Here is a 22,063-nt window from a genome sequence, read left to right on the forward strand (position 1 = left end):
GCCTTTCCGTAGTTCTCAGCCTTGTACTGACGGGGAACGCAGTTCCCGCCGGAGGATCTTCCCACTCGCGGTCTTCGGGAGCTCCCCCAGGACTTCCACCTCGCGCGGATACTTGTAGGCCGCCAGGCGCTCCTTGCAGTACGCGGACAGCTCCTCGGGACTTGCCTCCGCCCCCGGGCGCAGGCTGACGTACGCCTTCACGCTCTCGCCCCGGTACGCGTCCGGAATGCCGACGACGGCCGCCTCGCGGACGGCGGGGTGGCCGTAGAGGACGTCCTCGACCTCACGGGGCCACACCTTGAACCCGGACGCGTTGATCATGTCCTTCTTGCGGTCGACGACGTACAGCCAGCCGTCCGTGTCCATGAAGCCGATGTCGCCCGTGCGCAGCTCCCCGTCGGGGAAGCCCTCTTCCGTCGCCTCCGGGCGGCGCCAGTAGCCGGGCACGACCTGCGGGCCGCGCACCGCGATCTCGCCGTGTTCCCCGAAGGGCACGTCGTTCCCGAGGTCGTCGACGATGCGGACCACCGAGTCGGGCCCCGGCACGCCGACGGCGAGGGTTCCCGAGGCCGGGTCGACCGGCGCCTCGACGCCCGGCGGCACGGACGCGCAGGGCGCCGTGCACTCGGTGAGGCCGTAGCCGTTGTGGATGTACGGGCCGAAGTCGGCGCGGAACTTCTCCACCAGGGCGGGCGGCACGGGCGCGCCGCCCGACGAGATCGAGTGGAACGACGCGAAGTGCTCGCGGGTCGCCTGCGGCTGCGCGCCGAGCGCCATGAAGGCCGTCGAGGGGCCGACCGTGTACGCGGGCCGGTGCTCGGTGAACGCGTCGAGGACGACGCCCGGCTCGAAGCGGTAGGCGAGCGCGAGGGTGCCCGCGTTGGCGAAGGAGGCGACGAGCTCGCAGACCATGCCGGTGATGTGGAACAGCGGCGCGAGCGCGAAGTAGCTCGCACCTTCCGGGAGTCCGAGGCCGGTGCGCTGGCGCTCCGCGTTGAAGGTGATGTTGCGGTGCAGGTTGGTGGCGCCCTTCGGGGCGCCGCTGGTGCCCGACGTGTAGCTGATCAACGCGATGTCGTCGCCGGTGAGTTCGCGCCCGGCGGGCGCCTTGTGCCCCGCGCGGGCGACCGCGACGAGGTCGTCGGCGTCCGACGCCCCCGGTGCGACCCGCTCGAAGTTCAGCACCCGCGCGTCGTTCCGCGTCTGGAGGTCCAGCTCGCAGGCGGTCAGCGCGATGCGTACGGGAGAGTCGGCCGCGCTCTCGCGCAGATACGACTCCCAGGCCCGGTCCGAGCAGACGAGCCCGGTCACCTCGGCGTCGTGCAGGACGTGCCCCACCTCGCCCGCCTTGTACATCGGGTTCACCGGGACCACGACCGCGCCCGCCTTGAACGCGCCGAGCAGCGCGAGCACGAAGTGCGGCGAGTTCTGCAGCATGATCGCGACGCGGTCGCCGCGCTCCAGGCCGCGGGCGGCGAGATGCCCTGCCACGGAGTCGGAGAGCGCGTCCACGTCGGCGTACGAGAGGCGGCCGTCGAAGTAGGCGAGGGCCGGGCGGTCCGGGGCGCGGCGCACCGCGTCGGCGAAGGCGTGCACGACGGTGGCGGCCGGGGTGATCGGGGCCTTCTGCGCGTCGTTGAGGACGCCGAGCCAGGGCCTGGCCTCGTAGATCGAACCGGACTGTCCCTGCGAATCGTGCACCATCGATCTCCTTCGAAAGCTCCCCGAAAGCTCCGGCCTGCCGGGCAGACTAACCAGTCGGTATGTCGCTGCGAAAGAGCTTCGTGGTGTCGGTTCGTTCCGCGGCGGGGATTCCCGGACTAGCGTGCGTGACCACGCCAGTCCCGAAGATCACGGAGGTTCACCCATGGACGTGTCGAGACGAGGGCTGCTCGCGGCGGGTGCGGGCGTCGCGGGTGGCTTGGGCATCGGCGGCGGATCGGCGAGCGCCGCGCCCGGCGTCAGCGGGCCCCGGCTGCGCACCGGCTTCGAGCGCCTGGTGGACAGCGGCTACGCGCTGCTCGCGGGCCAGAAGGTCGGCATGGTCACCAATCCGACCGGTGTCACCCGCGACGTGCGGCACATCGTCGACGTGATGCACGCGGATGAGCGGGTCGACCTGCGGGCGGTGTTCGGGCCCGAGCACGGCTTCCGCGGCACGGCGCAGGCGGGCGGATCCGAGGGGAAGACCGAGGACCCGGCGACCAAACTGCCCGTCTACGACACGTACTTGAAGAGTGGTCAGCCGCTCGCCGACATCTTCACGGAGTCCGGCGTCGACACGATCGTCTTCGACATCCAGGACGTGGGCGCGCGCTTCTACACGTACATCTGGACGCTCTACGACTGCATGGAGGCGGCGCAGCTCGCCGGCAAGCGGTTCGTGGTGCTCGACCGCCCGAACCCGGTGACCGGGCGGAACGCCTACGGGCCCATCCTGGACCGGAAGTTCGCGAGCTTCGTGGGCCGCCGCGAGATCGCGCAGGCGCACGGCATGACGGTCACCGAGCTGGCCCGTCTGTTCAACGGCGAGTACCTGGAGCACCCCGTCGACCTTGAGACGGTGCTGATGAGCGGCTGGAAGCGCCGCGACTTCTACGACGCCTCCGGTCTGCCCTGGGTGCCGCCGAGCCCCAACATGCCGACGCCCGACACGGCCCTCGTCTACTCCGGCACCTGCATGTTCGAGGGCACGCTGCTCTCCGAGGGCCGCGGCACCACCCGCCCCTTCGAACTGCTCGGCGCCGAGGGCATCGACGCGAGGTGGGCGGCGGCCGCCAATGAACTCGCCCTGCCCGGCGTGCACTTCAGGGAGGCGTACTTCGCGCCGACGTTCTCCAAGTTCCAGGGCAAGACGATCGGCGGCGTCCAGATCCACGTCGACGACCGCGAGGCGTTCGAGCCGGTGCGCACCGGCATCGGCCTCCTGGTGACGGCCAAGAAGTCCTGGAAGGACTTCGGCTGGCGGCCCGACAACGCGATCGACCGGCTCACCGGCTCCACGCGGGTGCGCACGATGGTCGACGCGGGCGCGTCCACGGACGAGATCGTCGGGGCGTGGCAGGAGGAACTGGCCGCGTTCCGGGCCGTGCGGCGCACCTACCTCACGTACAAGTGACCGCTGGAGACGGCTATTAGAGGCGTCTCGGGATCCGGGACATCCGTCTCGGAACATTGACTGGGCAGTACACGGACAACCAGAGTCGGCTCGTGCTCAAAGACGAATCGACCAGGGAAGACCTCGCCGGGGCGGAACCGGCGCAGGCTCAGCAGGAGAGCCTGCGCCGCGTGGCCGTGGCCAGCTTCATCGGCACGGCCATCGAGTTCTACGACTTCTACGTCTACGGAACGGCCGCCGCGCTCGTCCTCAACGCCGCGTTCTTCCCGAACCTCACCCCGATCAACGCCACCCTCGCCTCGTTCTCGACGTACGCCGTCGCGTTCGCGGCCCGCCCGATCGGTTCGCTGATCTTCGGTCACTTCGGCGACCGGATCGGCCGCAAGTCGGTGCTGGTGGCCTCGCTGCTCCTGATGGGCCTGTCGACGGCCTTCGTCGGCCTGCTGCCCGGCTACAGCACGCTCGGCGTGTGGGCGCCGATCCTCCTCGTCCTGCTCCGGTTCCTTCAGGGCGTGGGCCTCGGCGGCGAGTGGGGCGGGGCCGCGCTGCTCGCGGTGGAGCACGCGCCGCGCGGCAAGCGCGGTTTGTTCGCCGCGTTCCCCCAACTCGGCCCGTCCGTGGGCTTCTTCGCCGCCACCGGCATCTTCTGGCTGCTCTCCGAGTCCCTCTCGGACGACGCGTTCAAGTCGTGGGGTTGGCGCATCCCGTTCCTGCTGTCGTTCCTCCTCGTGGCGGTCGGCCTGTTCGTCCGTCTGAAGATCAGCGAGACGCCGGTCTTCGCCAAGGTGATGGCGGAGCAGGAGGCCAGCAGGGCACCGGCGTTGGAGGTCTTCAAGCGCCACCCGAAGGAGATCGTGCTCGGCGCCGGCGGCATGATCATCGCGTACGGGCTCTTCTACACCGCCACGACGTACTGCCTCGCCTACGGCACCACGACGCTCGGCGTCCCGCGCTCCACGATGCTCGCGGTCTCGCTCGTGGCCTGCCTGTTCCTCGCGGCCGGCACCTGGCTCGCGGCGACCCGCTCCGACGCGGGCGGCCGGCGCAAGATGGTGCTCATCGGTTCCTGCCTCGCGATCGTGTGGGGCCTGGTCCTGTTCCCGCTGATGGACACCGAGAAGCCGGTGCTCATCGCGCTCGCGCTCGGCGGCGCCCTGTTCTGCATGGGTGTGGTGTACGGGCCGATGGGCGCGTACCTGCCGGAGCTGTTCGGGGCGAAGGTGCGCTACTCCGGCGCCTCCTTCGCGTACAACCTGGGCGGTGTCCTCGGCGGCGCCGTCTCCCCGCTCATCGCGACGCGGCTGCAGAGCGCGCTCGGCTCTTCGTCGGTGGGCTGGTACGTCAGCGCGATGGCGGTCGTGTCACTCCTGTGCGTGCTGGCCCTTCCGGAGACGCGGGAGCGTCAACTCGACTGACGTGTCCGTCAATTGCTGACAGGACATCTGGCCAACCCCCGGGTACGGCGGGACGATGCGCGGCACGCGTTGCCGCACGACGCCTACCACGGGGGTTCGCCATGTCCGCACCCAAGCCACGCCAAGCACCTGAAGTCCACGTACGGCCCTACTGGGAGCTGAGGTTCGACGCCGACGGCGATCCGGATCCCGGGCAGCTCGGCACGCTCCTGCGCCAAGCGCACCAGGTACGCGATCTGGTGGTCTTCGCGCACGGCTGGAACAACGACCGCTCCATCGCGACCCGCCTGTACGACCGTTTCTTCGCGCCGTTCCCCGACCTGGCGCCCTCGTCCTCCATCGGCTACGTAGGAGTGCTGTGGCCGTCGATGCGCTTCACGGACGAGCAGATCCCGGACTTCGACCGGTCGGCCGCCTCGACCACGACCGCCACCGTCCCTCGGACCACGCTCGACAAGGGCACCCGGCAGGGGCTCATCGAGGCCTTCCCGCGCAGTGAGCCCGTCGTGGACCTGCTGGCGCGGCGCCTGGAGGAGCAGTCGGACGCGGCGTCCGCCTTCGACGAGTTCGGCGGTCTCGTACGGCAGTTGGTCGGGGTCGGACCCTCGGTGTCCGGCGCCGACACCTCGGAGGACGGCGGGCCGCACAGTACGCCCGCGATGCTCCACGAGGACACCCGGGCCATGTGCCTGGAGTTCGCGGCGGCCCTGGAGACGGCGGCGGGGCCCGGCGCGGCGGCGGCCTTCCGGCTGCCCGGCGGGCTCGCGAAGGCGTGGAAGGGCGCGCACGAACTGCTGCGCCAGGCCACGTACTTCGCGATGAAGCGGCGGGCGGGAAAGGTCGGCAAGGCCGGGCTCGGCCCGGCGCTCGGGCGGCTCGCGGAGGAGGCGCCGAGGGTGCGGGTGCACCTGGTGGGGCACAGCTTCGGCGCACGGCTCGTCTCCTTCGCGCTCGCCGGGCTGCCGAAGTCCGCCCACAACGTGAAGTCCGTGACGCTCCTTCAGGGCGCCTTCTCCCACTATGTGTTCGCCGACAGGGGCGCGCTGAAGGGGCGGCAGGCGCGGGTGGACGGCCCGCTGGTGGCGTGCTTCTCGCGGTACGACACCGCGCTGAGCGTGATGTACCCGCTGGCCTCCCGGCTCGCGGGCGACGACAGGGCGCTGGTCGACCTCGGCGAGCGGTGGGGCGCGCTCGGGCACGACGGCTTCCAGGACGTCGACGGCGCGGTGCGCTTCACGCTGGCGGACGTGCTGCGGGCCGGGGTGCCGGGCGCGGGCTGTGTGAGCGTGGACGCGGCGCAGGTGGTGCGCAATGGGCCCCCGCCTTCGGGGGCCCACAGCGACATCTGCCACGCGGAGTTGGCGCGGGTGGTGCTCGGCGCGGGGCGGGTCACCACGTAGGTCTCCCTGCGGGTGACCGCCCCGCCCCGGTTACTGCTTACTGCCGGTGCGCCGGGAACTCCACGACCTGCTGGTACGTGGGCCGGTTCTGCCACTGGATGGTGCGGTGCGTGATGCCGCCGACGGCGCGGTGCGCGATGCTGTCGGCGCACCACTGGTCGCCCGCCTTGCAGGTGTCGTCACCGGGGTACACCTCGGTGGCGGGCTTGGCGGCGGCCTCGGCCAGTGTGGCGAGGAGGACGTCCCGGCAGGCCGAGAGGTCGCCGGAGCCGCAGTACGTGGCGCCGAGCTTCCCCTTCACCGGCTCTCCGAGCACCGACCTGAGGTCCTTGTCGGCGTAGCCCCACCAGCCGTACTGGAAGGCCGATCCGGCGTGCGAGCCGGTGGGCCCGTGTCCGGCGGACGGCGCTTCGTCGACGGCCAGTTGCGAGGTCAGGGACTTGTAGAGCTCGTCGCCGAGGCCGGGCTTGAACTCGGCCTCGACCATCAGCGGCCACCAGGCGTCCATGATCCGTACGGCGTCGGGGTGGGCGTACGTCTTGGATCCGGCGGACGTCTGGTTGCGCTGGGCGCCCGCCTTCTCCCAGGCCTCCAGTTGCTGGACCGCCTTGGTCAGTTGCGGGTTGTCGAGGTCGCCGAGCGGCTTGCTGCGGATGACCTTGAGCATCTCGGGGAGCACCTGTTCGCCGCGCAGGTCCGTGACGGCGGCTTCTTCCATGGCCCGCGTGAGCGAGGCCCGGGTGACGCCGCCCCGCTCGGTGAGCTTCTTCACCCGGTCGTTCAGCAGGTCGGCCCGGTGGACCGCGCCCATGCTGAAGTTGGGCGACGAGAAGCCCTTGGCCTGCTTGTTGTTCCAGGAGACGTAGTAGTCCTGGTCGACCGAGTTCGGGTGCTGGGACGGGGGCGTCTCGGCGGACGTGTTCTCCGCGGAGTCGAAGTCCTTCCACTCATAGGCCTGTTCGCCCCGCACCGGCAGCGACATGTCGACGTCCTTGGCGCGCACCGGGTTGGTGCCGCTGTTGTAGTACGCGATGTCGCGGGAGTCGGCGTAGAACCAGTTGAACGCGTAGTTGATGTGCTGCGCCGCCTTCTGGAACGACGCGGCGTCCTTGACGTAGGTCGGGTCGTTCAGCATCTGGAAGCCGAGGATCGAGTCGGCCTCGTGGCGGTACGTGGAGCGAAGTGCCGTGTAGGCGACGGGTTTTCCGTCGACATCCGCGCGGTGGGAGACGATCCCGTACTTCGTACGGAAGACCTGCATCCGGTAGGAGCCGGCGGCCGTGGAGTCGGCGATCGTCGGCTTCCAGGCGTTCTTCCGCTCCAGCTTCTCCATGGGCGTGCAGGTGCCCCGGTACATGTACGAGGTCGACTGCCGGGTGGGCGCGGAGCCGTCGGGCTCGCACAGCGGGACCGCGTACGTGTCGGTGATGTCCTGGGTCGCCGAGGTCGCGGACCACGCGTAGTCCTGGCCGCGGCCGAGCTGGACGTACATGCCGACGCCGGCGAAGGAGACGCCGCGCGCGCTGATGCCGGGGCCCTGGAGCTCCTGCATCATCAGCAGCTGCGGCGCGAAGTAGCCGGTCTGCGGGCCGAACACGGCGACCGGGTTGCCGGAGGCGGAGTGCTTGCCGGAGACGAGGAGGGCGTTCGACATGCCCTTCTTGGACGCCGACCGCGTGAACAGGTCGGAGGGCAGGACGCCGTCGTCGTTCATGCCCTGGAGCGGTTTGAGCTTGGAGGGGGCCTTGACCGGGTCCTTCTTCGCCGCTGCCGACCCCGTCGCGGCCGAGCCCTCCTTGTCGTACACGAGGGGCTCCTTCTCCACCGAGCCCTTGTCGGGGAGCGCCTGCCCGCGCGCGTTTTCCGGCTTCTCGCCGTACGGGAAGCGGGTGCCGTCGTGGATCGTGGTGACGGTCTCCGGGTCGTCGCGGCCGCGGAAGGACTCCCAGACCTCGGTGCCCTTCTGGACGCCGTACTTCTCCTGCGCCTTGAGCAGCGAGAGCGCCGCGTCGACCTCTCCGCCGCCGCCGTTGCCGAAGAGTCCGCCGACCACGGAGGCCAGCGCGATCATGTCGGTCACCTTGAACGGCTGGATCTCGCCCACGTTCGTGATGGCGTCGACCTTGCCCGTGAGCACGTACTCGCCGGGGAAGTAGCGGCCGTTCTTCGACTTCACCCGATAGTCGTTGAGACCGTCGATATAGGCCTGCGCGTCCTCCATGGCCTGCTTGCCGCGGGCCCCGCCGGTCTTCTTGATGTACTCGACCTGCTGTTCGAGATCCTTTTCGGTGTACGGGGCCTGCGGCCAGAACTCCTGCTCCAGGCCCTGGTTCGCGAGGGCGCCGCCGGCGAACGACGTCAATTCGCCGCGGCCGATGTGACGGAACAGGTCGATCAGCCAGAGGCGGTCCTGACCTGCGGCGAAGCCGGCCCCGAATTCTGTTCCGTAGCGCGAGGAACCTTTGATGTGGGGTACGCCGTTCTTCTTGTCACGGGTGATCGTCACATCCTCGCGGGGACGGGTGACGGAACCGACCTGATCATCCTTGACGCCGAAGGAGGAATCGTTGAAGAAGTTTGTGAGTGTGTCGTCGGTGAGAGACGGATACCCGGACGACAGCGCGTCATAAGGACCGAGTTGATCGTCGGCGTGCGGAGGCTGGGTACCCAGCAATTTATTGCCGAGGATCTGGGCGAGTGTGGCGCTGCCGTTCGCACCGGGCGGCAGGATGTCCGCGCACTGGCCCTTGCAGTAGTCGGTGGCCGGATTCGGTTCGTCGGCGGCGGTCGAGGCGCCCGCCGTCGAAACGGGAGAGAGCAGCCCGGCGGTGAGCACGAGCGCCGCCACGGCCGTAACTCTCTTCGTAAGGCTTCTGTACAGGGTGGTGCGTGGAATGCGTCGTCGCATGCCTGGTCCTCCCGACGATGGTGAGCCGGAGGTTACCGACGGTTAGCCAAAGACAGAAGATGAACATGCGTCACGTTTTCGGAAAGCAACAGGGATCACTCAGGTACTCCCCGGCCTCAGAAGGTGACGGTGATGGGCCCCATCGGAAATCGGATGGGACTCGGTGGCCTTCCAAGGGATCCGAATCGCGTGTCGATACGTCTACTCGGCGGCGCTGCTTGTTGGCGAACCATGGCTGCAGCGATGCCGACGTACGTGTGACGGAGGTGCAGGGCGATGGCCGGATTCCGAAGTCTGGCGAGACAGGTGCGCGATCCACTGAGCGATCTGGCACTGCGGCGCTATTCATTGCGCAAGTGCCTTGAGAGATTTGCCCCTTACGGGCACCGAGCGACCTGGGACCACCTCTGCTCCCGGGCGGGGTTCGACCCCGAGGACCGCTCCCCCGATCCGGCCCGCCTGGTCGCCGCACTGGAGGAGCTGGAGGAGGCGCGAGCCGTCTGGCTCGCGTACGAAGTCGCCTTCGCGGAGCGCAGGCGCAAGGAGAAGCACGACGGGCTGCGCCGCCCGGGCACGGTGGACGACTGGCACCGGCTGACCTGGGGCGGCTTTGGAGTCGCCTGGTGCGACGACCCCTCCGTGCATCCGACGGAGCCGCTGGCCGAAGTGCTGCGCAGGCTCATCACTGCACTTGAGCGCGACCCCGGCGCGTGCTGCCCGGTGTGCACGGGCAGCAGTCTGGTCTGGCAGCACGATCTGGCGCACGAACCCTCATCGGGCCCCGTGTGCACCCGCTGCGGCATCGTCGTGCCGCGGCCCGTCCTCACACCCATGGCACTGGCGGAGGCCAGGCTGGCGCGGCTGCTTGTCTCCGCGTAGGCCGGCCCGCCGGAACCAGGTGACGTACAGCGCGACGGGGGTGCGGCCCCGACTTCGGCGCACCCCCTGACTCGACGCCCGGACCCGGACTCTTAGCCCGGCGCGACCTCCAGGCGCTGCCGGTTGAGCAAGTACCTCGGCAGGTACGGCAGGTCCGTGCGGACCGGGAAGTCCATGTCGTACGCGAGGCACGCGAGCGCGAGCGGGCCGAGCGCCACGCGGGCGCGCGGTGCCCCCGACTCGCCCCAGTAACCGGCGTGCTGCACAAGGGATTCCGCGAGCGCCTCGCCGAAGGCCTCGTGGTCGTGCGTGAGCAGCCGGTGGAACAGCGCGACGGGCTGGTAGTCGACGAGGTTGAGGAAGTCCTTCGGCGCGAGGGTCGCGACGTCGGGGTGCGAGGCCTTGATGGTGGTGACGAGCCGGTCCACGACGTCGTCGACGGGGCGGCGCAGCCAGTGGCTCTGCAGGACGTCGATCCAGTGCGGCACGTAGTCGTCCACCGGGGCGCTGCCGCGCAGCGTGTCGAGCGGTACCTGGCACAGCCGTGTGGTGCGCTCGCGGTCCCGGGTGACGAGGGTGAGGTAGAAGGCGTCGAGCCAGGCGCGGGCGGCGTCGCCGCTTTCCGCCAACTCTCCGTCGTCCGCCGGAGGTTCACCGTCCTTGCCGTGCGCGAACAGGGCGGTGCCGCGCTGCTGCGCCGCGATCCAGGCGTCCCACGTCTCGACGCGGGCGGCTTCGGGGTCGCTCTCGGCGTGCGCGAGGGCGCGGGCGAGCGCGGCGGCGAAGGGGTCCTCAGGGCCCACGCCCGGCGTGCCCGGGGCGAGCCGGCCCGCACGGTCGAGCGCGCTCAACGCCCGGATCACGTCGAGGAGTTCACGCGGCACATCCTCCCCGGTACCGAGCGAGGTGAGGCGCTCTTCGTGCCACCAGTAGACGCGGGGCGAGAGCGGTCCCGGGCCTTCGCCGTGGGCCCGGACGGCGTACGTGGCAAGGTCGCCCAGCGCGTCGGCCGCGCTGCCGTCGACGATCGGATGGAAGGCGAGCAGGTGCCGGGTGGGCACGGCGACGAGGGCGCCCGCCTCCGGCATCCGGCGCCCGGTGACCTCCGCGACGACCTCGGGCAGCACGACGGCCTTGGTCGCCACGGCGTGCGCATCGCCGTACACGGAGTACAGGACGGGGTGCCCGTCGAGCCGGACCTCCTCGTGCCGCATCGGCGCCCGGGTCAGGGCGCGCCGCGCGGCGCCCCACAGCTCGTCCGCGCCGGCCCGCGCCACGTCCTCGTCGGTCAACAGGCGTACGGAGTCCGGCCCTTCGAGCGCGAGCGCGAGGCGCAGCCCTTCGGCGACCTCGCGCGTGTACGTCGGCGCCGCCGGTCCGACGGCGTCCGTGGGCACGAGCCGCAGACACGTCCCCGCGAGCAGTTCCTCGGCGTCCTCGCCGCCCCGCGAGGCGTCCGCAAGGGCCGCGAAGTGCGCGTCGACGAGCGCGGGCCAGTCGCCCTCGGGCGCCTCCCGGCACCGCAGCGCCAGGTTCGCCAGCGGGAAGAGGTGACCGTCGCGCTCGACCGCGTCGCCGAGGAGGACGAGGCCCTCCTCGGCCCCGTATCGCGCCCGCACGCACTCGGCCACGAGCGCCCGGAGCCGCTCGGCCTGCGGCGTCGCGAGCATGGGCAGTTGCGAATCCGGAGCCTCGTTCTCAGTCACGGTGGCGACTCTACGAGGCGTGGGGCGCCCGAAGCGGGCCAATCCGGAAGACGGCCCCGAACCGGGGCAGTGTGGCCCGCCGGCCCCCGTCAGGGGCTGAGGACGTCCGTCTGGATCGCCGGCTTGAAGGCCGGCGACTGCGGGCCCGTGCGGCGGACCCGTACTTGAGCATGGGCGGGCCAAGTACGGCTGTCGACAAGGGGTGTCGCGGACTACCGTGCGGCGACCCCGACGACGAGGACCCGCGTGCCCGGCTCCAACGGGCGCCAGCGGTGCGCGAGTCCGGCGGCGCAGTACAGCGTGTCGCCGCGCTCCAGGACGTAGTGGGTGTCGTCCACCTCGGTCTCGATCGAGCCGTCGGCGACGTACATGACCTCGTCCCCGGCGTGCCGGAAGACGCGCTCCCAGTCGTGGTCGCCGGTGAACTCCAGGGCGTGCAGCCGCTGTTCGCCGCGGACGAGCGGGCGCGCACCGTCGGCCATCGCGGGCTTCTCCGCCGCGCGCACCACGTCGACCGGGCGGGGCGGTTCGGCGGCCGCGAGGAGTTCGACGGCGGTGGTGTCGAGGGCGTCCGCGATGCGCTGCAGCGAGTTCATGCTCGGGCGCGACCTGTCGTTCTCCACCTGACTGAGGAACGGGACCGAGACCTCGGCCCTGCGCGCCACCTCCGCGAGGGTCAGCTCCAGGGCGCGGCGCCTGCGCCTGATCCCGGGTCCCACGTTCATGAACCTGTAACGCCCTTTCGCTTCGGCCCCTGTTCCCCAGCAGCCTACCGTCGTGGTTAACTCATTAACCAGTACTTAAAAAAGTTAACCACTGACGTCACCACTGACGTCACCACTGGATGGAGGGCCTCCATGGCTCGTGTGGACCAGAACCAGCGCCGCCGCCGCGGCACCGGACTCCTCGCCCTCGACGAGGACGCGGCGTTCGGCGGCTACACGCTGTTCGCCCCGCTGACCGGCACCGGCGAGGTGTACCTCATCGACCTCCACGGCGAGGTCGTCCACCAGTGGAACCTCCCGAACCGCCCCGGCCGGCACGCACGGATCCTCGCGAACGGGAACCTCGCCTACAACGGCGTACTGCCCGACGAGCCCGCCCTCTTCCCCATGTGGCACAAGTACCGCGGCGGCCTCATGCAGGAGATCGCCCCGGACGGCACGGTGCTGCGCGAGCACCGCGACCCGCTGCAGCACCACGACGCCCACCACTACGGCGACGGCCGGATCCTCTACACGGCGCTCGAAGCGCTGACCGGGGACCCGGCGGCCGCCGTGCGCGGCGGCGTGCCCGGCTCCGAGGCGAGCGGCCCCGACGGCGACACGATCTGGGCGGACACGATCGTCGAGGTCGACGCCGAGGGAAACACGACCTGGGAGTGGAAGGTCTCCGAGCGCCTCGGCCGCGAGGACTTCCCGCTCCACCCGGACTACGCCCGCGAGCACTACCCGCTGATCAACAGCGTGCTGCCGCTCGCCGACGGGAACATCCTCGCCAGCTTCCGCTCCGTGTCGGCCGTCGTCGTCATCGAGCGCGCCACCGGCGACATCGTCTGGCGCTCCGAGCCGGGCGTCGTCTCGCAGCAGCACTGCCCCACCGAGCTGGACAACGGCAACTTCCTCGTCTTCGACAACGGCGTCTTCCGGCCGCACTGGGACGTGCCGTTCAGCCGTGTCATCGAGATCGAGCGCTCCAGCGGCAAGATCGCGTGGGAGTACCACGACCCGGCGCGCGAGTCCTTCTTCGCGCCGTTCATGGGCAGCGCCCAGCGCCTCCCGAACGGCAACACCCTGATCACCGACTCCCCCGCGGGCCGGCTCTTCGAGGTGACCGAGGACGGCTATCTGTGCTGGGAGTACATCGTCCCGTTCTTCGGCGGCTACTCCGAGGAAGAGGTCCGCAAGCTCTTCCCGTCCGAGCCCAACGCCGTGTTCCGCGCCTACCGCTACACCGCGGCCGAGCTGCCGTGGCTGAGCCGGTGACCGCGACCGCGGCACCACCGGTGGCACCCGTCGACGAGCGGCTGCCCCTGAAGCGTCTCGTCCCCCTCGCCTGCCAGCACCTGCTGGCGGGCGTGGCCGCGCCCGTCTCCTCCGTCATCCTCATCGCGACGACGCTGAAGCTGTCGACGACGCAGACGGCCTCGCTGCTCAGCGCGACGCTCGTGCTGTGCGGCGTCGGCGCGCTGCTTCAGTCGCTCGGGGTGGCGGTGTTGCGGGTGGGCGCCCGGCTGCCGTTCCTGATGCTGCCGGGCGGCGCCGCGGTGGCGATCTTCCTGCAGATCGCACAGGAGTACGGCCCGGCGACGGCCTCCGGCTCCGTCCTGGTCGCGGCCGCCTTCCTGCTCTGCGTACTCCCCTTCTACGGACGCCTGGTCCGGCTGTTCCCGCCCCTGGTGATGGGCACGACGGTCGTCCTCATCGGCATCAACATGATCAAGGTGACCGCGCCCATGGTCGCCTCCGGTCCTGGCCTCGGCTTCGCGACGCTCGGCGTGATCGCGGTGTTCTTCCTCGTCCTGCGGGGCGTGTGGCGGCAGATGGCGGTGCTGCTCGGCCTGGTCTGCGGCACCGTGATCGCCGCGCTCATGGGCACCGACATCGAGGTGGCGCACGGCGGCACCTTCGCGCTGCCCGACCCCTTCCCGTACGGCGCCCCGCACTTCGACCTGCTCGCCGCCATCCCGCTCCTGGTCTTCGCCCTCGCCTCGCTCGCCGAGGCCACCGGGCAGACCGTCCTCAACAGCGAGGCCGTGGGCCGCACCCCCGACGCCGGCCGCGACGTGCCGCGCATCGCCCGCGCCGACGCGCTCGTCTCGCTCGCCTCGGGACTCTTCGGTACGTCGCTGATGGTGACCAGCGCCGAGAACATCGGCATCGTTCAACTCACGCGCGTACGCAGCCGGTTCGTGACGGCGGCGGCCGGTGTGCTGCTGATCGTGTGCGGACTGATCACGCCGCTGACCCGCGTCCTCGCGGCGATCCCGGAGCCGGTCGTCGGCGCGGCGGGCCTCGTCATCTACGCGGTGATCGCGGTCATGGGCTTCGGGATGCTCTCCCGTACGGATCTCTCGCACGGCACCGACAGCGTCGTCATCGCGCTCGCCCTCGTGATCGGCATGCTGCCGATCGTGGCGCCGGAGATGTACGCGGGGCTGCCGACGTGGGCCCGCACCCTGTTCGGCAGCGGGGTCGCGGCCGGAGCGATCGCGGCGGTGGTCCTGAGCGCGGTGTTCCGGACGCTCGGCCCGAGGATCACGCCTGCGAAGCCGGACGCTCCCGGCGCTCCCCCATCAGACGGGAGCCCGTGAGGCGCTCGCCGAAGACGTCGTCCGGATTGGACAGGACGCAGGTCTCCAGGGACAGGCACCCGCACCCGATGCAGTCGGTCAGATGATCCCGCAGCCGGCCCAACTGCTTGATCCGCTCGTCCAGTTCGGACCGCCAGACCTCCGAGAGGCGCGCCCAGTCGTCCCGGTTCGGGGTGCGCTCCTCGGGGAGTTCGGCGAGGGCGTCACGGATCGTGGCGAGCGGAATGCCGACGCGCTGCGCGGCCCGGATGAAGGCGACGCGGCGCAGGGTGTCGCGGCAGTAACGGCGCTGATTGCCGGAGGTACGGCGGCTGGTGATCAGGCCCTTGGACTCGTAGAAGTGGAGCGCGGAGACGGCGGCGCCGCTGCGCGCCGACACCTGACCGACGGTGAGCTCATGGATCTTCTCCGGAATCTGTGGCACCCACCCGAGAGTAGACGACCCTAGTGCGGGCGCGGCCGCGTTGTTAGAGTGCCGAGAGGTCTGAGCAAGCGCTTAGACAAGTCTTCTGGGAGGTCACTGAACATGGCGGAGCCGCGCGTTTTCAAGGACGTCGACGACCTGAAGGGCGCCGTCGGCGAGCAGCTCGGGTACAGCGACTGGGTCGAGATCGAGCAGAGCCGCATCGACAAGTTCGCCGAGGCCACGGGCGACCACCAGTGGATCCACGTCGACCCGGAGCGTGCGAAGGAGGGCCCGTTCAAGACGACCATCGCGCACGGCTACCTCACCCTGTCGCTGCTGCCCCTGTTCGGCCCGCAGCTGATGAAGGTCGAGGGCATGAAGATGGGCGTCAACTACGGGACGAACAAGGTGCGCTTCCCCGCCCCCGTCCCGGTGGGCTCGCGGCTCCGCGCCACCGCGAAGGTCACGAACGTCGAGGACGTGGCCGGCGGTGTGCAGGTGAGCGTGGCGTTCAGCGTGGAGCGCGAGGGCGGCGACAAGCCGGTGTGCGTCGCGGAGTCGGTGTCGCGCTACTACCTGTGAGTCCCGCTACCGCCCCTGAGTCCGGCTACTGCTTCTGAGCGGCCACCATGCGCAGCACGAGGTCGGCGTAGAGCGCGCCGACCTCGTCGGGGGTCCGCTTGCCCTCCGCGTTGAACCAGCGGGCCACGTCGATGCAGAGCGAGAGCACGGCGACCGTGGTGCCCGGCACGTCGGGGACGTCGAACTCGCCCGACTCCACACCGTCGTTGATGATCTCCCGCACCGAGGCGTCGCTCCGCCGGCGCAGCGCCACGATCTCGGGCCGGTTCGCCTCGCCCAGCGAGTCCAGCTCGTACTGGACGACGCGCGCGGTCATGTGGTGCCCCGCGTGCCAGCGGACGAAGGACCGGACGGCCTCCGCGAGCCGCTCGGCGGCCGTGCCGTCGCTCTCGACCGCCCTGCGCAGGATCGCCAGGGCCTTGTCGTGGCCGATCCGGCTGATCTTGAGGAGCAGCTCTTCCTTGGTCTTGTAGTGGATGTAGAGCGCGGCCGGGCTCATGCCGGCGCGGCTCGCGATGTCGCGGGTCGTGGTCGCGTGGTAGCCGCGCTCGGCGAACGCCTGCACCGCCGCGACGAGCAGCCGCCGGGCCGCGTCGGGCGTGACATCGGCCCACGGCATCTCGTCCGTGACCTCGTCGCCGACTCCCTCGACGCGCTCGTCCTGCGTCATCGCTGCGCTCACATCCTCCCGTGGGGCTGAGGGCACACCCTACCCTCCGGGGTGAGCGAGCGCTTAGGGTCCGGTTTCCGGGAACCCGTCGCGACTCACTCGGAGTCCGCCACCATGTCGGCCAGGATCGTACGCACCGTGTCCAGGCCGAGGTCCGGATGGAGGAAGGCGAAGCGGGCCACCGTCTCCCCCTCCCACACCGTCGGCACCACGAAGGCGATCTGCCGCTCCAGGAGCCGCCGCGACCAGGCGTCGTAGTCCGCGGGCCCCCAGCCCGTGCGGCGCAGCAGCACCACCGAGAGCTCGGGCTCGCGCAGCAGTTCCAGGCCGTCGGTGGCGCGGATCAGGGCGGCGCTCTCCACCGCGAGCCGCCGCCCGGCCTCGACGGCCTCTCGGTAGGCCTCCGTCCCGTGCACCGCGAGTGAGAACCAGAGCGGAAGTCCTCGGGGGCGGCGTGTGAGGTGGTACGCGTAGTCGCTCGGGTTCCATTCCTGCGGGGCATCGGTGTGGATGCAGTCCAGGTAGGAGGCGTCCTGGGTGTGGACGGCCCGGGCCAGGGCGGGGTTCCGGTACAGGAGGGCGCCGCAGTCGAACGGCGTGAACAGCCACTTGTGCGGGTCGATGACGAGGGAGTCGGCGTGCTCGATGCCGGCGAACCGCTCGCGCAGCCGCGGCGAGAACAGGGCGCCGCCGCCGTAGGCCGCGTCGACGTGGAACCACAGGCCGTGGGCGCGGGCGGCGTCGGCGATGCCCGCGAGGTCGTCGACGATGCCGGCATTGGTGGTGCCCGCGGTCGCGACGACCGCGACCACGCTCTCCGGGTCACCGTCGGCCGCCAGCGCGGCGCGCACCGCGTCCCCGGTCAGCCGGTGGTCGTCGGTGGGCACCACGAGCGCCTCGACGCCCATGATCCGCAACGTGCTGCCGATCGACGAATGGGCCTGGTCGCTGACCGCTATCCGGGGCCGGTCCACGGGGCGGCCGTCAGAGGTACGGGCGGTGTCCCTGGCCACCAGGAGTCCGGACAGGTTGCCCGCGGACCCGCCGCTGACGAAGCAGCCACCCGCCCCGCCCGGCAGGCCCGCGAGATCGGCGAGCAGCCGCAGCACCTGGTTCTCGGCGGCGACGGCGCCGGACGCCTCCAGCCAGGAGACGCCGTGCAGCGAGGAGGCGGACAGCACCATGTCGAAGAGGGCGGCGGCCTTGGTCGGGGCGCCGGGGACGAACGAGAGGAATCCCGGGCTGTCGCAGGAGACGACGGTCGGTTCTATGTGCTCGGTGAACAGCCGCAGCACGTCACCGGGAGCGCACGGGCCACCGCCCAGGGCGCCCTTGAGTGCGGCGTCGAGCTCGGCGGCGTCACCGAGCCTGCCGAGCGGCACCGGGTCGAGGCGCAGCCGGTGCTCGACATGGTCGAGCACCGTGCGGGCGAGAGCTTCGTCATGGCTGTGCAAGGTGCCGTACCTCCAGGGACGGGGTGCCGGGGGTTCCCGGTGGGCACGATTCGGTATTTGGATTCGACCGGACCCATTTCGGAGGCTAACCACAACCCACGTCGCCGGTCAACGAGTTCACCCCCAGAACCCCGTCAGCTCCCGCCGTTCGCCTCGAAGTGGTCGAGCAGCGCGAGGAACTGCCGGCCGGAGTCCTCCAAGTGCTCGCGCATCCGGGCCTCCGCGGTCTCCGCGTCACCGGCCAGGACGGCGAGCGCGATGGCCCGGTGCTCCTCGCAGAACACCCGCGAGAGGTCCCGGTCCGGCGGATAGACGAGGGTCCAGTCGCAGTCCAGCCAGAGCGCGTTGCCGCGGACGAACATCTCGGCGCGGGCCCGTTCCACCGCCTCACCGAGGACCTCGTTGCCGGCCGCGGCGGCGACCGCCAGGTGGAAGCGCGAGTCGACCCGGTGATAGGCGGCGAGGTCGGCGACCTCCTCGTCGAGCATCCGCACCAGGGCCCGCCGGTCGACGGTGGAGCCACGCCGCGCCGCGAGCCCGGCCGCGAACGGTTCGACCGCCGTCCGGTACTCCATGTAGTCCCGGATCGTGGCCCTGAAGTCGGCGGCCACGGCGGCACGTTCGCCCTCGACGGTCGGGGTGGGGCGCACTCGTGTCCCGCCGGAGCGGCCGAGCGTGGTGACCACGAGGCCCTCCTCGGCGAGCTTGCGCACCGCCTGGCGGACGGTGTTTCGCCCGACGCCCAGGGACGCGGCGAGTTCGCGCTCGGCCGGCAGCCTGCTGCCCGGCGCGAAGCCGCCCAGGGCGATGCGCTTGCGCAGGATCTCGGTGACCATGTCGCGCGAGGGCCTGCGCTGCCCCGGTCGCTCCATCGGATCGGAGTGGCGCACCGCCGCGCCCGTGCCGTCGGCCCCGCTCCCGGCTCTCGCCTTCACCACGTGTCCTCCCGGTCGTCTCGTCGCCATCGGATGACCTCGGGACACGAACTCGCCCGCCCAGAAGCCTTATTGGATTCGGTGCAGACCCTATTGACAGGGCTTCTCCCCCGCTCGTAGCGTCCCGGTACCACTTTATGGGTCCATTCGAATCCATAGTCCTTGGCCCTTGTTTCCCGGTCGGCCGCCCCCGCCCCGCGCTCCCCCCGCGGGCCCGCCGTCCTGCCCTCAGAAGGAGCCCCGGTCCATGACGTCTCCCCCAGGCGGGCACAGCCCGTTGCGCATCGCCACCGCCACATTGATCGGTACCAGTGTCGAGTGGTACGACTTCGCCATCTACGGCACCGCCGCCGCCCTGGTCTTCCCCAAGCTCTTCTTCCCCGAGATGAGCCCCGCGCTCGGTGTGCTCAGTTCCTTCGCCACCCTTGCTGTGGGCTCCCTCGGCCGGCCGCTCGGCGCGATCCTCTTCGGGCACATAGGCGACCGCTACGGGCGCAAGCACGCCCTCATCGGCTCCTTGCTCCTGATGGGCGTGTCCACGTTCCTGATCGGACTGCTGCCCGGCTATGCGGTGGCCGGGGCGCTCGCCCCCGTGCTGTTGCTGATCATCCGCGTCCTGCAGTCGCTCGCCGTCGGCGGAGAGTGGGGCGGGGCCGTCCTCTACGCGGTGGAGAACGCACCCCCGCACCGCAAGGCGCTGTACGGGTCCTTCCCGCAGGTCGGCGACGGCATCGGCTTCTTCCTCGCCACCGGGGTCTTCACCCTCGCCTCACTGCCGGGCCACGACGCGCTGCTCGCCTGGACCTGGCGCATCCCCTTCCTGCTGTCGAGCGTGCTCGTGGTCACCGGCCTGATCATCCGCAGCCGCCTGGAGGAGGCGCCGGAGATCAAGGAGGCGCTGCGCGAGGAGCGGGAGGCGGGCGGGGCCGCCACCAAGCTGCCCGTTCTCGACGTCGCTCGCGGTTCGTGGCGCACCTGGCTGCTCGCCACGGGAGCCTTCCTCGTCACCGTCGGCGGCTTCTATGTGATCGTCACGTTCGTATCGGCCTACGCGGTGTCCCATTTGGGCTTCACGGAGGCGCAGACATCGGCCGCGGGCATGTTCGCCTCGGTGGTAGTGATCGTCTTCACCCCGCTCACCGCGCTGCTGGGCGACCGGTTCGGCGTCCGGCGCGTCACGCTCGTCGGAATGGCGGCTCATCTGGTCGTGGCGTTCCCGATGTTCTGGCTCGTCGGATCGCACAGCGTCGTGGGCCTTTGGGCGGGCATGGGGCTCGGCATGCTCGCAAGCACCATCGCGTACGCCACCGTCGGAACGATGATCACCGAGTGGTTCCCGCCGCGCGTGCGCTACACGGGGCTCTCGCTCGGATACCAGATCGCCGGCCTGATCGGCGGCGGCGTCGTCCCGCCCCTGGCGCAGTGGCTGTCCGGTTCCTCAGGTGCCTCCTGGACCCCCGTGGCGATCCTGTTCGTCGTGATGGCGCTGATCAGCATGGGCTGCGTGGCCCTCCACCGGCGCTTGACCACACCGGATTCCGCCCCGTCCACCCCGTCCGTCGCCGACACCGTGCCGCAGGAGACCCGATGACCGACGCCACCGCCTTTCCGTCCGCGAGTGACGCCGGACGCGCCCATCTCGAGCGGCTTGCCCGGCGGGCGGCCGACGCCGCGGCCTCCGCGCCCGCCCGATCCTCACCGTACGAGGGGGCGGGCCTCGATGTGCACGCCCGGATCGACGCAGCGGTCGAGGACCTCGAGGCGGAGCTGCTCGGCCTCGGCCGCGCCCTGCACGCGGACCCCGAGCCGGGCTTCGAGGAGCACCGCGCCGTCGCCCGCGTCGCCGACCTGCTGCGGGCCCACGGCATCACGGCACGTACCGGGGCGCACGGACTGCCCACGGCGCTGCGGGCGTCGGCCGGTTCGGGCGACGGGCCGACCGTGGCGGTGCTGGCCGAATACGACGCGCTGCCCGGCATCGGTCACGGCTGCGGTCACCACATCATCTGCGCCGCGGCCGTCGGCGCCTTCCTCGCGCTGGTGCCCGTACTGGAGCGGACCGGTGGCACGGCGGTGCTGCTCGGCACCCCGGCCGAGGAGAACGGCACCGGCAAGGAACTCCTGGCCCGCGCGGGGGCGTTCGACGGGGTCGACGCCGCCGTGATGATCCACCCTTCGTCGGGGCCCGATCTCTCCGACGCACCTTTTCTGGGGCTGCGCGAGGTGGTCGTCGAGTACACCGGACGCGCCGCCCATGCCTCCGCCGCGCCGTTCATGGGCCGCAACGCCCTGGACGCGGTGGTCGCCGCCTACCAGGGGGTCGCCGCGCTGCGCCAGCACATCCTCCCGGACGACCGGGTGCACGGCGTGATCACCGAGGGCGGCTCGCGCCCCAACGTCGTGCCCGAGCGCGCGGCCGCCCACTTCTACCTGCGGGCCGCCACCGTGGAGTCGCTGGCGGAGCTCTCCGACCGGGTCCAGCGGATCTTCGAGGGCGCCGCCGCGATGACCGGCACGACCGTCACCACCCGCTGGGACGACTGCCCGCCCTGTGTCCCCGTCCGGCACAACGACGTCCTCGCGGCACGTTTCGCCCAGCACCTCACGGGCCGGGGCCGCACCGTGCTGCCCGGCAGCGCCGCGCCGGACTCCGCCCTCGGCTCCACGGACCTGGGCAACGTCAGCGTCCGCATCCCGGCCATCCATCCCATGCTGTCCGTCGCCCCGGCCGGGACGGCCCTGCACACCGCCGAGTTCGCGGCTTGCGCGCAGGGCGCGGAGGCCGATCGAGCGGTCCTCGACGGTGCGGCAGCCCTCGCCCGCACGGTCGCGGACCATTTGTCGGACAGCGACCTGCGGGCAGCGGTGGAACGGGAGTTCACGGAGGCGGGCGGTGCACTGGACGTCCCGAAACTGCTGTCCACCCCGACGTCCCCCTGACGCCCCGCCCGCCGTGCACACCAAGGCCTGCCACCCGGTTCAGACCACCGGTTTGAACGGGTCGTGGTCCGCCAGGATCTTCTCCAGGCGGGCCTGGTCGACCCTGCTCACGATCTGGCCCGCCTCCTGGCGGTCCCTGATCACCTTGGCCAGCGTGAAGGCCGAGGTCGTGAGGTAGAGGACGGCGATCGCCAGGAACGCGCGGATCCAGCCGCTGACGTCGAGGCTGTAGATGCCGATGGCCGTCGCGGTGAGAGCGACGACGAACGATGCGACGGCCTGTCCGTAGAAGGCGACCGTGTTCTGCTGCTTGACCGGAGTGTCACTGCTCATGCCG

18 protein-coding genes are annotated in these 22,063 nt (G+C 70.9%); 9 read left to right on the forward strand and 9 right to left on the reverse strand.

All coding sequences use genetic code 11. From position 1 onward, the window contains the following. Positions 1 to 15: 15 nt before the first annotated feature. Entirely contained in the window at positions 16 to 1,704 is a 1,689-nt protein-coding gene (locus tag OKJ99_RS20495) for a class I adenylate-forming enzyme family protein (protein ID WP_407700729.1), read from the reverse strand. A 163-nt stretch (positions 1,705 to 1,867) separates the two neighbouring features. Between OKJ99_RS20495 and OKJ99_RS20500 the strand changes: the two genes are divergently transcribed. The 3 genes from OKJ99_RS20500 to OKJ99_RS20510 all read left to right on the forward strand — a co-directional run bounded on the left by OKJ99_RS20500 (position 1,868) and on the right by OKJ99_RS20510 (position 5,933). Next, on the forward strand, positions 1,868 to 3,118 hold the full coding sequence (locus OKJ99_RS20500; protein ID WP_326018372.1) for an exo-beta-N-acetylmuramidase NamZ family protein: 1,251 nt from the start codon (positions 1,868 to 1,870) through the stop codon (positions 3,116 to 3,118). A 92-nt stretch (positions 3,119 to 3,210) separates the two neighbouring features. Continuing rightward, a complete protein-coding gene (locus OKJ99_RS20505) occupies positions 3,211 to 4,533 on the forward strand; it encodes an MFS transporter (protein ID WP_407700730.1) in 1,323 nt (440 codons plus the stop codon). 101 nt (positions 4,534 to 4,634) lie between these two features. Beyond that, a complete protein-coding gene (locus OKJ99_RS20510; RefSeq protein WP_326018374.1) occupies positions 4,635 to 5,933 on the forward strand; it encodes an alpha/beta hydrolase family protein in 1,299 nt (432 codons plus the stop codon). A gap of 37 nt (positions 5,934 to 5,970) precedes the next feature. Here the strand turns inward: OKJ99_RS20510 and OKJ99_RS20515 are convergent, their stop codons facing one another. Further along, positions 5,971 to 8,841 carry a penicillin acylase family protein gene (locus OKJ99_RS20515; protein WP_326018375.1) on the reverse strand — a complete coding sequence of 957 codons (2,871 nt, stop codon included), beginning with the start codon at positions 8,839 to 8,841 and terminating at the stop codon, positions 5,971 to 5,973. Positions 8,842 to 9,117: 276 nt separating this feature from the next. On the opposite strand from OKJ99_RS20515, the gene OKJ99_RS20520 reads away from it, so the two are divergent. After that, on the forward strand, positions 9,118 to 9,720 hold the full coding sequence (locus OKJ99_RS20520; RefSeq protein WP_326018377.1) for a hypothetical protein: 603 nt from the start codon (positions 9,118 to 9,120) through the stop codon (positions 9,718 to 9,720). A 92-nt stretch (positions 9,721 to 9,812) separates the two neighbouring features. Here OKJ99_RS20520 and OKJ99_RS20525 read toward each other — a convergent pair whose 3' ends face one another. Together OKJ99_RS20525 and OKJ99_RS20530 are read right to left on the reverse strand one after the other, a co-directional pair. Next, complete coding sequence (locus OKJ99_RS20525) at positions 9,813 to 11,426, reverse strand: immunity 49 family protein (protein WP_326018379.1); 1,614 nt, start codon at positions 11,424 to 11,426, stop codon at positions 9,813 to 9,815. Between the two features lie 212 nt (positions 11,427 to 11,638). After that, entirely contained in the window at positions 11,639 to 12,151 is a 513-nt protein-coding gene (locus OKJ99_RS20530; protein ID WP_326018381.1) for a helix-turn-helix domain-containing protein, read from the reverse strand. A 132-nt stretch (positions 12,152 to 12,283) separates the two neighbouring features. On the opposite strand from OKJ99_RS20530, the gene OKJ99_RS20535 reads away from it, so the two are divergent. Next, positions 12,284 to 13,411 (forward strand): aryl-sulfate sulfotransferase, encoded by a 1,128-nt coding sequence (locus OKJ99_RS20535; protein ID WP_326018382.1) that lies wholly within the window; start codon positions 12,284 to 12,286, stop codon positions 13,409 to 13,411. Further along, positions 13,408 to 14,739, forward strand: a complete 1,332-nt coding sequence (locus OKJ99_RS20540; RefSeq protein ID WP_326018384.1) for a uracil-xanthine permease family protein — start codon at positions 13,408 to 13,410, stop codon at positions 14,737 to 14,739. Before OKJ99_RS20535 ends, OKJ99_RS20540 begins: the two co-directional genes overlap by 4 nt. Here OKJ99_RS20540 and soxR read toward each other — a convergent pair. Then, positions 14,684 to 15,163, reverse strand: a complete 480-nt coding sequence (gene soxR / locus OKJ99_RS20545) for a redox-sensitive transcriptional activator SoxR (protein WP_326018386.1) — start codon at positions 15,161 to 15,163, stop codon at positions 14,684 to 14,686. The two genes, OKJ99_RS20540 and soxR, sit on opposite strands and share 56 nt — an antisense overlap. A 102-nt stretch (positions 15,164 to 15,265) precedes the next feature. On the opposite strand from soxR, the gene OKJ99_RS20550 reads away from it, so the two are divergent. Next, entirely contained in the window at positions 15,266 to 15,727 is a 462-nt protein-coding gene (locus tag OKJ99_RS20550) for a MaoC family dehydratase (RefSeq protein WP_326018387.1), read from the forward strand. Between the two features lie 25 nt (positions 15,728 to 15,752). Here OKJ99_RS20550 and OKJ99_RS20555 read toward each other — a convergent pair whose 3' ends face one another. The 3 genes from OKJ99_RS20555 to OKJ99_RS20565 all read right to left on the reverse strand — a co-directional run bounded on the left by OKJ99_RS20555 (position 15,753) and on the right by OKJ99_RS20565 (position 18,789). Then, positions 15,753 to 16,397 carry a TetR/AcrR family transcriptional regulator gene (locus OKJ99_RS20555; RefSeq protein WP_326018389.1) on the reverse strand — a complete coding sequence of 215 codons (645 nt, stop codon included), beginning with the start codon at positions 16,395 to 16,397 and terminating at the stop codon, positions 15,753 to 15,755. A 95-nt stretch (positions 16,398 to 16,492) separates the two neighbouring features. Then, entirely contained in the window at positions 16,493 to 17,851 is a 1,359-nt protein-coding gene (locus OKJ99_RS20560; RefSeq protein WP_326018391.1) for a pyridoxal phosphate-dependent decarboxylase family protein, read from the reverse strand. A gap of 134 nt (positions 17,852 to 17,985) precedes the next feature. Next, on the reverse strand, positions 17,986 to 18,789 hold the full coding sequence (locus tag OKJ99_RS20565; protein WP_326018393.1) for a FadR/GntR family transcriptional regulator: 804 nt from the start codon (positions 18,787 to 18,789) through the stop codon (positions 17,986 to 17,988). 244 nt (positions 18,790 to 19,033) lie between these two features. Here OKJ99_RS20565 and OKJ99_RS20570 point away from each other — a divergent pair, with 244 nt between their 5' ends. After that, complete coding sequence (locus OKJ99_RS20570; RefSeq protein WP_326018395.1) at positions 19,034 to 20,377, forward strand: MFS transporter; 1,344 nt, start codon at positions 19,034 to 19,036, stop codon at positions 20,375 to 20,377. Continuing rightward, on the forward strand, positions 20,374 to 21,726 hold the full coding sequence (locus tag OKJ99_RS20575) for a M20 family metallopeptidase (protein ID WP_326018397.1): 1,353 nt from the start codon (positions 20,374 to 20,376) through the stop codon (positions 21,724 to 21,726). The genes OKJ99_RS20570 and OKJ99_RS20575 overlap by 4 nt, the downstream gene beginning before the upstream one ends. A 39-nt stretch (positions 21,727 to 21,765) precedes the next feature. Here the strand turns inward: OKJ99_RS20575 and OKJ99_RS20580 are convergent, their stop codons facing one another. Then, the gene (locus tag OKJ99_RS20580; protein WP_326018398.1) at positions 21,766 to 22,059 is read right to left on the reverse strand and encodes a YiaA/YiaB family inner membrane protein; all 294 of its coding nucleotides are present in this window, start codon (positions 22,057 to 22,059) and stop codon (positions 21,766 to 21,768) included. Positions 22,060 to 22,063 lie beyond the last annotated feature (4 nt).

Source organism: Streptomyces endophyticus, from assembly GCF_035798155.1.
GTDB classification, from domain to species: domain Bacteria; phylum Actinomycetota; class Actinomycetes; order Streptomycetales; family Streptomycetaceae; genus Streptomyces; species Streptomyces endophyticus.

What these genes read in the sequence shown, in the direction of transcription:
- OKJ99_RS20520 (WP_326018377.1), top strand. Translation starts at nt 9,118, where the DNA reads ATGGCCGGATTCCGAAGTCTGGCGAGACAGGTGCGCGATCCACTGAGC.
- OKJ99_RS20535 (WP_326018382.1), top strand. Translation starts at nt 12,284, where the DNA reads ATGGCTCGTGTGGACCAGAACCAGCGCCGCCGCCGCGGCACCGGACTC.
- OKJ99_RS20570 (WP_326018395.1), top strand. Translation starts at nt 19,034, where the DNA reads ATGACGTCTCCCCCAGGCGGGCACAGCCCGTTGCGCATCGCCACCGCC.
- OKJ99_RS20580 (WP_326018398.1), bottom strand. Translation starts at nt 22,059, where the DNA reads ATGAGCAGTGACACTCCGGTCAAGCAGCAGAACACGGTCGCCTTCTAC.
- OKJ99_RS20575 (WP_326018397.1), top strand. Translation starts at nt 20,374, where the DNA reads ATGACCGACGCCACCGCCTTTCCGTCCGCGAGTGACGCCGGACGCGCC.
- OKJ99_RS20555 (WP_326018389.1), bottom strand. Translation starts at nt 16,397, where the DNA reads ATGACGCAGGACGAGCGCGTCGAGGGAGTCGGCGACGAGGTCACGGAC.
- OKJ99_RS20500 (WP_326018372.1), top strand. Translation starts at nt 1,868, where the DNA reads ATGGACGTGTCGAGACGAGGGCTGCTCGCGGCGGGTGCGGGCGTCGCG.
- OKJ99_RS20510 (WP_326018374.1), top strand. Translation starts at nt 4,635, where the DNA reads ATGTCCGCACCCAAGCCACGCCAAGCACCTGAAGTCCACGTACGGCCC.
- OKJ99_RS20495 (WP_407700729.1), bottom strand. Translation starts at nt 1,704, where the DNA reads ATGGTGCACGATTCGCAGGGACAGTCCGGTTCGATCTACGAGGCCAGG.
- OKJ99_RS20550 (WP_326018387.1), top strand. Translation starts at nt 15,266, where the DNA reads ATGGCGGAGCCGCGCGTTTTCAAGGACGTCGACGACCTGAAGGGCGCC.
- OKJ99_RS20515 (WP_326018375.1), bottom strand. Translation starts at nt 8,841, where the DNA reads ATGCGACGACGCATTCCACGCACCACCCTGTACAGAAGCCTTACGAAG.
- OKJ99_RS20530 (WP_326018381.1), bottom strand. Translation starts at nt 12,151, where the DNA reads ATGAACGTGGGACCCGGGATCAGGCGCAGGCGCCGCGCCCTGGAGCTG.